General features: G+C 68.3%; 11 protein-coding genes and 1 pseudogene. 6 read left to right on the plus strand and 6 right to left on the minus strand.

Annotated elements, in window-relative coordinates:
* The coding region (locus tag LXM94_RS08030) for an OmpA family protein (protein ID WP_235770642.1) at nt 1–1,293 on the plus strand (1,293 nt) is incomplete at its 5' end.
* A gap of 66 nt (nt 1,294–1,359) precedes the next feature.
* Here LXM94_RS08030 and LXM94_RS08035 read toward each other — a convergent pair.
* The 4 genes from LXM94_RS08035 to LXM94_RS08050 form a co-directional block, all read right to left on the minus strand.
* The gene (locus LXM94_RS08035; protein WP_235770643.1) at nt 1,360–1,725 is read right to left on the minus strand and encodes a GFA family protein; all 366 of its coding nucleotides are present in this window, start codon (nt 1,723–1,725) and stop codon (nt 1,360–1,362) included.
* 87 nt (nt 1,726–1,812) lie between these two features.
* Nucleotides 1,813–2,325 carry a molybdopterin-guanine dinucleotide biosynthesis protein B gene (gene mobB, locus LXM94_RS08040; RefSeq protein ID WP_235770644.1) on the minus strand — a complete coding sequence of 171 codons (513 nt, stop codon included), beginning with the start codon at nt 2,323–2,325 and terminating at the stop codon, nt 1,813–1,815.
* Nucleotides 2,322–2,993 carry a molybdenum cofactor guanylyltransferase MobA gene (gene mobA, locus LXM94_RS08045; RefSeq protein WP_235770645.1) on the minus strand — a complete coding sequence of 224 codons (672 nt, stop codon included), beginning with the start codon at nt 2,991–2,993 and terminating at the stop codon, nt 2,322–2,324. The genes mobB and mobA overlap by 4 nt, the downstream gene beginning before the upstream one ends.
* A 117-nt stretch (nt 2,994–3,110) precedes the next feature.
* Nucleotides 3,111–4,016, minus strand: coding sequence for a DMT family transporter (locus LXM94_RS08050; protein ID WP_235770646.1), 906 nt, complete (start codon nt 4,014–4,016; stop codon nt 3,111–3,113).
* A gap of 382 nt (nt 4,017–4,398) precedes the next feature.
* Here LXM94_RS08050 and LXM94_RS08055 point away from each other — a divergent pair, with 382 nt between their 5' ends.
* Nucleotides 4,399–6,942 carry a methyl-accepting chemotaxis protein gene (locus LXM94_RS08055; RefSeq protein ID WP_235770647.1) on the plus strand — a complete coding sequence of 848 codons (2,544 nt, stop codon included), beginning with the start codon at nt 4,399–4,401 and terminating at the stop codon, nt 6,940–6,942.
* Nucleotides 6,943–7,032: 90 nt separating this feature from the next.
* Here LXM94_RS08055 and moaA read toward each other — a convergent pair whose 3' ends face one another.
* A complete protein-coding gene (moaA, locus tag LXM94_RS08060) occupies nt 7,033–8,019 on the minus strand; it encodes a GTP 3',8-cyclase MoaA (RefSeq protein ID WP_235770654.1) in 987 nt (328 codons plus the stop codon).
* A 202-nt stretch (nt 8,020–8,221) separates the two neighbouring features.
* Here moaA and LXM94_RS08065 point away from each other — a divergent pair, with 202 nt between their 5' ends.
* Nucleotides 8,222–8,596, plus strand: coding sequence for a gamma-butyrobetaine hydroxylase-like domain-containing protein (locus tag LXM94_RS08065; protein ID WP_235770648.1), 375 nt, complete (start codon nt 8,222–8,224; stop codon nt 8,594–8,596).
* Nucleotides 8,597–8,629: 33 nt separating this feature from the next.
* Complete coding sequence (locus LXM94_RS08070) at nt 8,630–10,456, plus strand: monovalent cation:proton antiporter-2 (CPA2) family protein (RefSeq protein WP_235770649.1); 1,827 nt, start codon at nt 8,630–8,632, stop codon at nt 10,454–10,456.
* Between the two features lie 149 nt (nt 10,457–10,605).
* Here the strand turns inward: LXM94_RS08070 and LXM94_RS08075 are convergent, their stop codons facing one another.
* On the minus strand, nt 10,606–11,091 hold the full coding sequence (locus LXM94_RS08075; RefSeq protein ID WP_235770650.1) for a MarR family winged helix-turn-helix transcriptional regulator: 486 nt from the start codon (nt 11,089–11,091) through the stop codon (nt 10,606–10,608).
* Between the two features lie 49 nt (nt 11,092–11,140).
* Between LXM94_RS08075 and LXM94_RS08080 the strand changes: the two genes are divergently transcribed.
* The gene (locus LXM94_RS08080) at nt 11,141–12,049 is read left to right on the plus strand and encodes an alpha/beta hydrolase (RefSeq protein ID WP_235770651.1); all 909 of its coding nucleotides are present in this window, start codon (nt 11,141–11,143) and stop codon (nt 12,047–12,049) included.
* 90 nt (nt 12,050–12,139) lie between these two features.
* Nucleotides 12,140–12,290, plus strand: a pseudogene (locus LXM94_RS08085) (pyridoxamine 5'-phosphate oxidase family protein); the annotation flags it as partial.

The following is a 12,290-nucleotide window of genomic DNA, read 5'->3' on the forward strand; positions in this document are numbered from 1 at the left end:
CGGCAGAAGGCCCGGCAGGACGACAGCCAGGAACGCCAGGACAACCGCCAGGACAACCGCCAGGAAAACCGGCAGGAGCGCCAGGCTGACCGCAAGCGCAACGCCGAAGACGGCCAGGCCGGCGAACGCCGGCGCAAGCGCGAGGAGATCGCCCGCGATCCGTCGAAGACGAACGACACGGTCGTCCTGCCGGTCGAGGACGGTGCAGCCGTGCTGGACAGCGACAAGGAGGCCGAGCGCGGCCGCAAGGGCAACCGCGAGGAGGTGCGCCGCAAGCGTTCCGACGAGCGCAGCAACGTCGAGGCGCGCCGGCCGCGCTCCGACGCCGACGCCCAGACGGGCCGCGACGGCAAGCGTCGCACCGTGAAGATCGAATCGGCCGACCGCGAGCGTGGCGAGCGCCGCGAGGGTCGTCCCGAATTCCGCCGGCATGACGACGTGCGCGTCGGGCGCCGGGTCGACAACCGGACGATCATCACGATCGACAACCGGGTGATCGTCAACCACTATGACGGCGACCGGCTGGCGCGCCGGGCGGAGCGCACCTATTACGAGACGCTGCCGCACGGCCATGTCCGCGAGGTCGTCGAGCGGCCGAACGGCGTGCGCATCGTGACGATCCGCAACCAGTACGGCGAGATCATCCAGCGCTCGCGCTTCGAGGGCCGGCGGGAATATGTGCTGTTCTATGCACCCGACCTCGACCGCTACGAGAGCCGTCCGCGCTTCCGCGACCCGGGTTACGACCTGCCGCCGATGCGGCTGACCATCCCGGTGGCGGATTACATCATCGACGTCTCCGCCGATGCGCCGCGGGATTACCGCGCGTTCCTGGAGGAGCCGCCTGTCGAGCCCATCCAGCGCGTCTACACGCTCGACGAGGTGAAGAACTCCGCCCGTATCCGCGACACGATGCGCCGCATCGATCTCGACACGATCACCTTCGCGACCGGCAGCGCCGAGATCAGCATGAACCAGGCATCGACCCTCAAGGAGGTCGCCGACGGCATCAATGCGGTCCTGGACAAGGATCCGTCCGAAACCTTCCTGATCGAGGGCCACACGGACGCGGTCGGTTCGGACGAATCGAACCTCGTGCTGTCCGACGAGCGCGCCGAGGCCGTCGCCAACGTGCTGACCGACGTCTACGGCATCCCGCCGGAAAACATGACGACGCAGGGCTACGGCGAAAGCTATCTCAAGGTCGAGACGGACGGGCCGGAGCAGCTCAACCGCCGCGTCACCATCCGCCGCGTGACGCCGCTCGTGAAGCCGGTCGCCTCGGCCGAATAAGGGGCGAAAGACATCCGCGGAAAAGCCGCCGGAGTGATCCGGCGGCTTTTTTCGTGCCGGCAGGGCTCAGGGGAGCGGGCCCGGCGGCATGTCGTTGCGGCCGTCCTCGCGGCGGATTTCGAGCGTGAAGACGTCGATATGCTCGATGCAGCGGGCGTTGACCGAGACCCGGTCGCCGGGATAGCCGGCGCGCATCACGGCGATGCCGCAGGTCGGGCAGAAGTGATGGCCTTCGTTGAGGCCGCGCCAGACATAGGTCGAGAGCCGCTGCTTCTCGCCGACGAGCGCCACCGCCGTGGCCGGCACCTTCCAGTGGAGGAAGCCCGAGCGGCGGCAGGTCGAACAGTTGCACTCCGTCAGGCCGGCAAGTTCGGCATCCACCTCGAAGCGGACGCTGCCGCAATGGCAGGACAGGCGGTAGGGGCGCTGCATGGTCTCTCCGTGGAAAGAGGGCGCCGACAGAATAACGCGCGGCGAGCGCCGGCGGTCAAGCCGCTTCGGGAGGCGGCTGCCGGCGGCTCAAGGCCGCAGGCCGACCGTGGCGAGGACGAAGTCGGCAATTGCCGCCGTGTCGTCGAGATCGAAGACCGGCAGGCCGGCGTCGTCGACGGCGTGGTCCGCGGCGATGGCGACGATATGAGGATCCGTAGGTGCGAGCGGCGTGCGGTTGGCCGCTTCCAGACGGCGCGCCTCGATCTTCGGGATCGGCTCGCGCTTGTAGCCCTCGATGAGGATGAGGTCGCAAGGGGCGAGCCGCGCCACGATCTCCGCGAAGCTCGGCTCGGCCGCACCGCGCAGCTCGTGCATGATGGCAAAGCGGGTGCCCGAGACGATGGTCACCTCGTGGGCGCCGGCCTCGCGGTGGCGCCAGCTGTCGGCGCCGATCTTGTCGATGTCGAAGTCGTGGTGGGCGTGCTTGATCGTCGAGACGCGATAGCCGCGCGCCACGAGTTCGGTGACGAGGCGGACGGCGAGGCCCGTCTTGCCGGAATTCTTCCAGCCGGCGATGCCGAAGATGCGCGGTTCAGTCATCGTTCCAGGATCCACAGCCAGCGCTCGGCCTCGTCGAGGTCATCGGGCGTGTTGATGTTGAAGAAGGGATCGAAGATGCCCTTCGCGGTCTCGACGCTCGGGAACAGCACCTCGCGCGCGCCGTGACGGTTGAGATAGCTGCGCACCCTTAGCGCGCCGACGTCGGCGAGCCAGTCCGCCAGGTCGTCGGCGAGCGCCACCGGCCAGAGGCCGAAGACCGGATGGAGGCCGCTCGCCGAGCAGGCGACCGCGATCCGTTCGTCGCGGTCGACGGCAGCGGCGAGGCGGTCGACGAGATCGGCGGGATAGAAGGGGCTGTCGGTCGGCACCGTCGCCACGTGGCTCGCCGCCGGCGCGACTGCCCGGGCGTGCCGCATGGCGGCGAGGATGCCGGCGAGCGGCCCGAGCCGCCCCGGTTCGGCATCGGCGACGACGGGCACCTCCTCGCCGGGCTCCATCAGGATCGGTCCGTTGGCATTGACGGCAAGCGCCCCCACCTGCGGCGCGAGCCGCCGGCAGGCGCGGGACAGGAGCGTCGCGCCGCCGAGGCGCACGCGCGCCTTGTCCTGGCCCATGCGGGTGGAAAGCCCGCCGGCCAGCACGACGCCCGGCGGCCTCTCCGGCGGCCGCCGCGTCCTGTCCGTCCTGTCCTGCGTCGCCTGCGCCATGCGTCCCCCACAGGCTTTCCGTCTAGCGCATTCCGGGCAGGACCGGAACCGGTGCCGACGGGAAATCCCGGATGGTTTCAAGGCGATGCGGATTGAGGCGTCCGCGGCTTGCTGCCGTCAGGGCGATTCGGGCACCGATTCCTGCGCCACGCCGTCGGCCTTCCGCTTGTTCTCGCGGTAGAAGGTGTAGAGGCCGGAGGCGACGATGACCGAGACGCCTGTTGCCATCCAGGCGTCCGGCACCTCGCCGAAGACGAGGATGCCGATGCCGATCGCCCAGAAGAGGCTCGTGTAGCGGAACGGGGCGATGAACGAGATTTCGCCGGTGCGCATCGCAAGCACGATGCACTGGTAGCCGACGAAGAGCAGGACACTGGACCCGGCGAGCTTCAGCAGGGAGGCCGCAGCGACCGGCTGCCAGCCGCCCATCGGTGCCACGAGCAGGGCGCCGAAGAGCGTGATCGTGGCGGCGGTGACGGCGGTGATGAAGAGCGACGGCACGGCGCCGTCGATGCGGCGGGTGCAGAGATCGCGGATCGCCGCGAAGACGACGGAGGCGACGACATAGGCGGACGCCGCCGTGAAACCCTCCGGCCCCGGGCGGATGACGATCAAGACGCCGACGAAGCCGGCGACGATCGCCAGCCACCGCCGCCAGCCGACCCTCTCGCCGAGGAAGAGGGCGGCGCCGAGCGTCACGGCGAGCGGCAGCGCCTGCAGGATCGATGCGGTGTTGGCGAGCGGCAGCGTGCCGAGCGCGGAGATATAGGTGATGGCGGCGCCGATCTCGGCGGCGATGCGCAGCAGGAGGGCCGGTTGCAGCATGGCGCGCCAGGAGACGAAGGCTGCGAAGCGATGGGCGACGGCCAGCACGAGCGCGGTCGTCATCAGGCCGCGCACGAACATGATCTGCCCGGTGTTCATGTCGCCCGTGACGGCTTTGACGAGCGCGTCGTTGGCGGTGAACCCTGCCATGGCCGCCGCCATGTACAGGGCGCCGCGATGGTTCGCCGGCAGACTCATGCGGTGATTCCCCCCAATGCCGCTCCTCATAGGGCCAATCGCCGGCGGCGGCCATCCTCAGAAAACGGGGCGCCGGGCGCAACGTTTGCCGAAAGTTGGGGCGAATGCCCGCCAAATAGGCCGAAAAGTATGACGAATCCGGCGCAAATCCTTGAAATTCAGGCACTTCCGCTTCGGAAATAATTAAGCTTCGCGACCTATCGTTGCGTCATCCCAATGATGTCGCATGATGCGATCGGCGGATCGGCCCGGCTTGCAGGCAAGGCGGGCCTTTGATGGAGACGTCCGAAAAGGCCGAAGAGGGGCCTTTCCGGCGGTTTCCCTTTGGTGCAGCGCGCCGGCCGGACGGGAAATGCATCTTCAAGCATTTATCGGGGTCATCATGTCCTTTATCGATCGCCTTCTGCAGGGACGCCGCATCGTCACCAAGGTGCTGCTCTTCGTCGTGCCGCTTGTCGCACTCATCGCGGGCGTCGGCCTCGTCGGTTATTTTACCGCCAGCACGCTGAACGGCCACATGACGGTGACGCGCCAGACGATTGCCAGCCTTTCCGACTTCCAGAACCTGCGCAACGGGCTGCAGGGTTTTCTGGATGCCCCGGACGAGGCGAGCCGCGGGACGCTGACGTCGCGCGTCGACGCGCAGGAGGCGGGCATCCTGCAACTGGACGGTCTGCTTGCCGAGCCGTCGGAGAAGGAGAAAATCGCGCCGGTCGTGGCGCTCGCCGGCAAGATGCGGGCGCAGACCGATGCGCTCTGGTCGATCAACCAGGCGCGCGACGCCGTGACCCTGGCGCTTGACGACGCGCTCGCGGCGATGTCGAAGGAGGGCAGTTTCGCCGAAAAGCAGATCGACGTGATCCGCAAGGAATCCGGCGAAAAAGAAGCCTTCGCCAAGGCGCTGCTCTTCGATGCCGCCGCCTATCAGGGCCTTGCCGAACGGATTGGCAAGTTCCGCAAGCCTGTCGCGCTCGCCATCAAGCCGGACGACAAGATCAAAGCGGCCGAGACCTACCTGCCGCATCTCCTCAAGCAGCTCGCCGAATCCAAGGCGATCGCCTCGCCCAAGGCCCTCGAACAGATCAAGCCTTTCGAAGCGGAAGTCGCCAAGGTGCAGGCGCTGCTCGCCGAGGCCGGCGACGCGGAATCGAAGAAGCCGAAATTCACCCCGATACTGTCCAAGCTCGCCAAGTTCGACGCGGACTTCCTGAAGGAGGCCGGCAAGAATTCTGACACGGCCGCCAAGCGTTTCGTCGGCATGGACGGCGAGATCGCGCTGCTGCGCAATCTGGCCGGGCTGATGGGCGAGACGTTCAAGCAGATCGACTACACGCGCCTCCACATCAGCGAGCTGCACCGCAACCTCGATCAGGAGAGCCGCGACGTCGTGCTCGCCGACATCAAGGCGGTTGCGGCGAACGCCGCCGAGCTTTCCACGCTCGGTGCGAAGAATGCGGCGCTGCGCGATCTTTCCGGCAAGCTCGCCCCGGCTCTCGCCGCGGTGGAGAAGGGCTCGCAGGCGATCATCACGGCCGGCGAACAATGGACGGCGGCGCGCGCCGAGGCCCGTGCGCTCGTCGCCGACGCCAGCCAGACGCTCGAGAATTTCGTCAGCTCCGCCCAGGAGGCCGGCAAGAAGGAGAGCGAGCGCTCCGCCAATGTCTCGCTCATCGCCATGGTGCTCGGCACGCTGCTCGCCATCGTCGGCGGCCTGATGCTGGTCGAGACGCTGCGCGGCCCGCTGAAGCGGGTCAACGACGCGATGACGCGGCTTGCGAACGGCGATCTGGACATCGCCATCGAAGGCCGCGAGCGCGGTGACGAGATCGGCGACATGGTGCGCTCGGTCGCCGTCTTCCGCGACGCAGCCCGCGAGAACATCCGCCTGGAGCAGCAGGCCGAGGAGCAGCGCAGCCTGACGGCGGAGGAGCAGGCACGCCGCGCGGCCGAGCGCGCCCGCATCGAGGCGGAGCAGATGGAGGCGCTGAACGCGCTCTCCGACGTTCTCGGCAAGCTTGCCGAGGGCGACCTCGAGGAAAGCATGACGGAGGCGCTGGCGGAGGACTATGTCGTCATGGCGCAGACCTACAACAACGCGGTCGAGGCGCTGAGGGCGACGCTGTCCGACGTGCGCGCCACGACGCTGGAAATCAGCGGCGGCACAGGCAATCTCGCGGCCTCCGCCGACGATCTCGCCCGCCGCACCGAGCAGCAGGCGGCCGCACTGGAGCAGAGCTCGCGGGCGCTGCGCCAGCTCACCGACATCGTCCGCTCGACGTCTGAAAGCGCGAAGAAGACCGCCGTCTCGGTCGACGAGACGCACGACTACGCGATGCGCTCCGGCGAGGTGGTGCGCAAGGCCGTCGGGGCGATGGACGAGATCAACCGCTCGTCCGAAAAGATCAGCACGATCATCGGCGTCATCGACGAGATCGCCTTCCAGACGAACCTGCTGGCGCTGAATGCCGGCGTCGAGGCGGCCCGCGCCGGCGATGCGGGCCGCGGCTTCGCGGTCGTCGCCCAGGAGGTGCGCGAACTCGCGCAGCGCTGCGCCGGCGCGGCGCGCGAGATCAAGGGCCTCATCTCCGACAGTTCGACGCAGGTCAGGAACGGCGTGCAGCTCGTGACGGAAACCGGCGAGGCGCTCGGCGTGATCAACGAGCACATTTCGTCGATCCACCAGCTCGTCGGCAACATCGAGGCCGCCGCCGCGGCGCAGTACCAGGGGCTCAGCGAGGTGAACCAGGCGGTGCATGAGGTGGAGCTCATCACCCAGCAGAACGCCGCGATGGTGGAAGAGAACACCGCCGAGATCCACGGCCTGCGCCACCGTGTCGAAATCCTCAACCGCAAGATCGAGCATTTCAAGACGCGGGACATGGAAACGCGCCCGACCGTCGGCAGGTCGCGCGGCCGCGCGGCGTAGCGATCGTCTCGGGCGGCCACCGCACGGACGGCAAGCCCCGGCGAGACCGGTTCGGCGGGGAACCAGGCGACGTCCGCCGGACGGGAAACGTCAGCCGCCGGTAACGCTCATGTGGCGCGGCACGGCGGGGCGGTTGTTGCGGTCGATGATGAAGTCGTGGCCCTTCGGCTTGCGGGTGATCGCCTCGTCGATGGCGCGCGACAGAAGCGCGTCGTCGTCGGCGGCGCGCAAGGGGGCACGCAGGTCCGCGGCGTCGTTCTGGCCGAGGCACATATAGAGCGTGCCGGTGCAGGTGAGGCGCACGCGGTTGCAGCTTTCGCAGAAATTGTGCGTCATCGGCGTGATGAAGCCGAGGCGCCCGCCGGTCTCGGCGACGGTGACGTAACGCGCCGGGCCGCCCGTGCGATAGCCGATATCGGTCAGCGTGAACTGACCTTCGAGGTCGGTGCGCAGCTCGGACAGCGGCATGTAGCGGTCGGTGCGGTCCTCGTCGATCTCGCCCATCGGCATGGTCTCGATCAGCGTCAGGTCCATGCCGCGGCCATGGGCGAAGCGCAGCATGTCCGGTATTTCGCGATCGTTGAAGCCCTTGAGCGCCACGGCGTTGAGCTTGACCTTCAGCCCGGCGGCCTGCGCGGCGTCGATGCCCTCCATGACCTTTCCGAGATCGCCCCAGCGGGTGATCGTGCGGAACTTGTCGGGATCGAGCGTGTCGAGCGAGACGTTGATGCGGCGAACGCCGCAATCCGCCAGTTCCGCCGCATGTTTGGCAAGCTGCGAGCCGTTGGTCGTCAGCGTCAGTTCGTCGAGCCGGCCTTCCTTCACGTGGCGGCCGAGTTCGCGCACCAGGAACATGATGTTCTTGCGCACCAGCGGCTCGCCGCCGGTAAGCCTAATCTTACGCACGCTCTTGGCGATGAAAGCGGAACAGAGCCGGTTCAGTTCCTCGAGCGTCAGGAGGTCCTTCTTCGGCAGGAAGGTCATGTTCTCCGCCATGCAGTAGGTGCAGCGGAAATCGCAGCGGTCGGTGACCGAGACGCGCAGATAGGTGACGGCGCGGCCGAAGGGATCGATCATCGGCGCTGCCGACGGCGATAGCAGGGCGGCGGCGTCCGGGCGTCCGGTATGGGTATTCACAACGGTGTCTCCTCTTCACGCCGAATGTCGTGCCGGCGCCCTGCGGCGTCAAGGCCATGCTATCATTATCGCGGGAAATTGAGGCTTGCCTACGGGCCGGGAGCGACATAGTGCTTCAGGCATATCGATCATGAGGGTTGCAATGAGCAGTGCCTGGCCGACCGAGATCCGGGTTTCCAAGGACCGCCAGCGGCTTGCGGTCGCCTTCGACGACGGCGCGCGCTTCGACCTGTCGGCGGAGCTGCTGCGCGTGCTTTCGCCTTCGGCCGAGGTGCAGGGGCACGGTCCCGGCCAGAAGCTGACGGTGCCCGGCAAGCGCAACGTGGCGATCGTCTCCGTCGCGCCGGTCGGCAACTATGCCGTCCGCATCGGCTTCGACGACATGCACGACACCGGCATCTACACCTGGGCCTATCTCCGCGAGCTCGGCGAGACCGGCGAGGCGCTCTTTGCCGGCTACGAGCGGGAGCTTGCCGCGAAAGGCATGAGCCGCGAAGTGGCGGAGAGGCCGCGATAGGGCGAATGACGGCACCGGACAGGAGGGACCCGCTTGGCGGCTGAGGCGAATGCGAACGATCTGACGCAGGTGGTGGTGCTGCTGGCGGCCGGCGTCGCCGCCGCGCCGATCTTCAAGCGGATCGGGCTCGGTTCCGTGCTCGGTTATCTGGCGGCCGGCCTCGTCGTCGGCCCCTTCGGGCTCGGCCTTTTCTCCGATGCGCAGTCGATCATTCACGTCGCCGAACTCGGCGTGGTGATGTTTCTCTTCATCATCGGCCTCGAGATGGAGCCGTCGCGCCTCTGGGGCATGCGCAAGGACATCTTCGGCCTCGGGGCGATGCAGGTGCTCGCCTGCATGGCGGCGCTGACCTGCATCGGGCTTTCCTTCGGCTTCCCGCTCGTTCCGTCCTTCGTTGCCGGCACCGGCTTCGTGCTGACCTCGACGGCGATCGTCATGCAGATGCTGCAGGAGCGCGGTGCGATCACGACGCTGAAGGGCCAGCGCATCGTCGCGATCCTGCTCTTCGAGGATCTGGCGATCGTGCCGCTCCTGGCGGTCGTGACACTGCTCGGCACGGGCGCGGGTGCCGCCGAGCCGTCGGAGCGCTGGCTGTCGGTCGCCATCGCGCTCGGCGCCGTCGCCGCGCTCGTCCTGGCGGGCCGCTATCTCCTCAACCCGTTCTTCCGCCTGCTCGCCGCGTCCGGCGCGCGGGAGGTGATGACGGCGGCGGCACTTCTGGTCGTGCTCGGCTCCGCCCTCGCCATGCAGCTCTCCGGCCTGTCGATGGCGATGGGCGCCTTCCTCGCCGGCGTGCTGCTCTCCGAATCGTCGTTCCGCCACCAGCTCGAAGCGGATATCGAGCCGTTCCGCGGCATCCTGCTCGGCCTGTTCTTCCTCGGCGTCGGCATGGCGATCGACCTCGCCGTCATCGCGGCCAACTGGCAGCTGGTGGCCGCAAGCGTCGTTGGCTACATGCTGGCCAAGGCGGCGCTGATCTATGCCGTCGGCCGGCTTGCCGGTGCCTGCCACGGCGAGGCGCTGGAGCGCGCGGTGCTGATGGCGCAGGGCGGCGAATTCGCCTTCGTGCTCTATTCGGCGGCGGTTGCCGCCGGCATCTTCGACGGCGAGGCGAACGCCATCCTGACCGCGACCATCATCATCTCCATGGTCTTGACACCGCTGATCGTGACCGCCCATGCGCGGCTCGTTCCGCAGAAGCCCGTCGACACGGAGGGCCTTGCGCTGCCGGAGAACGTCGAGGGCACGGTGCTGATGATCGGCTTCGGCCGGTTCGGCCAGATCGTCAGCCAGCCGCTGCTGGCGCGCGGCTACACGCTGTCGCTGATCGACAAGGACGCCGAATTCGTGCGCGACGCGTCCGACTTCGGCTTCAAGGTCTATTACGGCGACGGATCGCGCATCGACATCCTGCATGCCGCCGGCGCGGCGACGGCACGGGCGATCCTGATCTGCGTCGACGACAAGGCGGCGGCGCTGAAGATCGCGGAAATCGCACGCGAGGAGTTTCCGCTCGTGCCGATCATGGCCCGCGCCTTCGACCGCGAGCACGCCATCGATCTCGTGCATGCGGGCGTCGGCTTCCATATCCGCGAGACGTTCGAATCGGCGCTGCGCTTCGGCGAGGAGACGCTGCTGGTGCTCGGCGAGGAAGCGGAACTGGCCGCACAGCTCATCGCGGATTTCCGCGAGGTGGACCGGGAGCGTTTCGCGCTCGAGGTCGTCGGCGGGATCTATGCGGGCCGCCAGCTCGTGCGCGGCAATGCGCAGCCGGCCGACCTGGTCGCAGCCCGCACTGCCCGCCGGCGCGCCGAGGAGGAGGCGCGCGAGGCGGACACGGCGGGCGAGGCCCGGACCTGACCGGTTGCCCGGCAGCCGGCACCGCCCCTTAGCTTTTCCCGGCGGTCGTTCCACGTCATCGGCTGGGAAAGCCGCGGGGCGGCGCCCTTCGTCGAGCCGTTCCAGCTCTGCGCGGCGGCCGCCGTCGTGCTGCTTGCCGCCGTCCGGCGTCAGGCCGCGTCGGTTTCGCTGTCGGCCGCACGCTCTTCGGCCATCAGATGCGCGATGACGATCTCCATGTTGCCGGCCATGGCGAGGCACTGGTCGAGCGGGGTGTGGATGAGCGTGCGCTCGATCAGCGCCGTCTGGATCGCCATGCCCTGTTCGGTGGCCGAACGGCCCGCCGGCGTCAGCTCGAGGCGCAGGATCCGGCGGTCCTTGCGATCGGCGATGCGTGCGATCAGGCCGCGCTTTTCGAGCTGCGGCAGCAGCATGCTCATGTTCGAGCGGCCGACGAGCAGCTTGCGGGCGAGGTCCTGCTGCGAGATGCCGGGCGAGCGGTAGAGGTTGATCAGGATATCGAGATGCGGGGTCTTGATGCCGAGCGGCGCAAGCTGCCGCGTCAGCACTTGCTGCATGAGCTGGCAGGCGCGGGCGACACTGACCCAGCTCTTGAAACGCGGATGGTCCCACGGGAGGGATTGATTTTTGTTCATCGTTGTACTTTATTGTTCATGGCTGAACTTTTTTTCAAGGACTCCCACTATGGCATCCTTCACGCTCAAGGTCATCCGGGGAACCTTCGCCGCCGTCGACCGGCTGTCGCCCCGCGCCGCGGGCCGGCTGGCCTTCCGGCTCTTCGCCACGACGCCGTCGCGGCGGCCGAAGAGCGCAAAGGAGCGGGAGCTTCTTGGCGCCTCCCGCATCTGGATGAGCAATGCCCGCGCGGTGGATCTCCGCTTTGCCGGCGGGCAGGCGCGGGCGCACCATTTTCCGGCGCGGCCCTGTCTGGCCCATGCCGGACGCGTGCTGGTCGTGCATGGCTGGGGATCGCGCGCCGCCTATCTGTCGGCGCTGACGGGCGGGCTGGTCGCCGCCGGTTATGAGGTTGTGGCGCTCGACCTGCCGGGCCACGGCGCGTCGCGGGGCCGGACGCTGACCATGCCGATGGCAGTGCGGGCGATCGACGCGGCCTGGCGGCGCTTCGGCGGCTTCGACCATTTCTGCGGCCATTCCTTCGGCGGGGCGGCGCTCGGCTGCGCGGCGGCCGGGCTCATCCGCGACGTGCCGGCCCATCGTCCGCGCCGGCTGGTGACGATCGGCTCGCCGAGCGAAATGGCCTGGCTCTTCACGGATCTCGGCCGCAGGCTGCGGCTTTCCGCCGCCGCGCAGGCGGCGCTCGAGGCGCATGTCGAGACGATCGCCGGCACGCCGCTGTCCGACTTCGACGCCGCCCGGGCCTCCGCCCGGCTCAAGGTGCCGATGCTCGTCGTGCATGCGCAGGACGACAAGGAGGTGGCGGCCCATCACGCGCGGCGCTACGGCGCGGCCGGCCCGCATGTGACGCTCCACTGGGCGAACGGCTTGGGCCATCGCCGCATCGTCTCCGCCGAACCCGTCATCGACCGCGTCGTCGCTTTCCTCGGCGAAGCGGCCGAACAGGCGGCCGCCTGACGCGCCAGCCGCACGGACAAGAATTCCGGGCTTTTCGTGACCGTCCTGCCATGCGACGGTACCATCTGCGTGCGCAGCCAAGGGGGCACCATGACCGTCGTCACATCCGTCGACCAGTTGCAGGCGCTCTATGGCGAGCCGGGCGAGGCGTCGCTCGTCAAGGTCACGAACCACCTGCTGCCGGAATACCGCGCCATGATCGAGGCCTCGCCCTTCCTGGCGCTCGCGACGGTGGGGCCCG

It is taken from the genome of Rhizobium alarense (genome assembly GCF_021555155.1).
Classification (GTDB): domain Bacteria; phylum Pseudomonadota; class Alphaproteobacteria; order Rhizobiales; family Rhizobiaceae; genus Rhizobium_D; species Rhizobium_D alarense.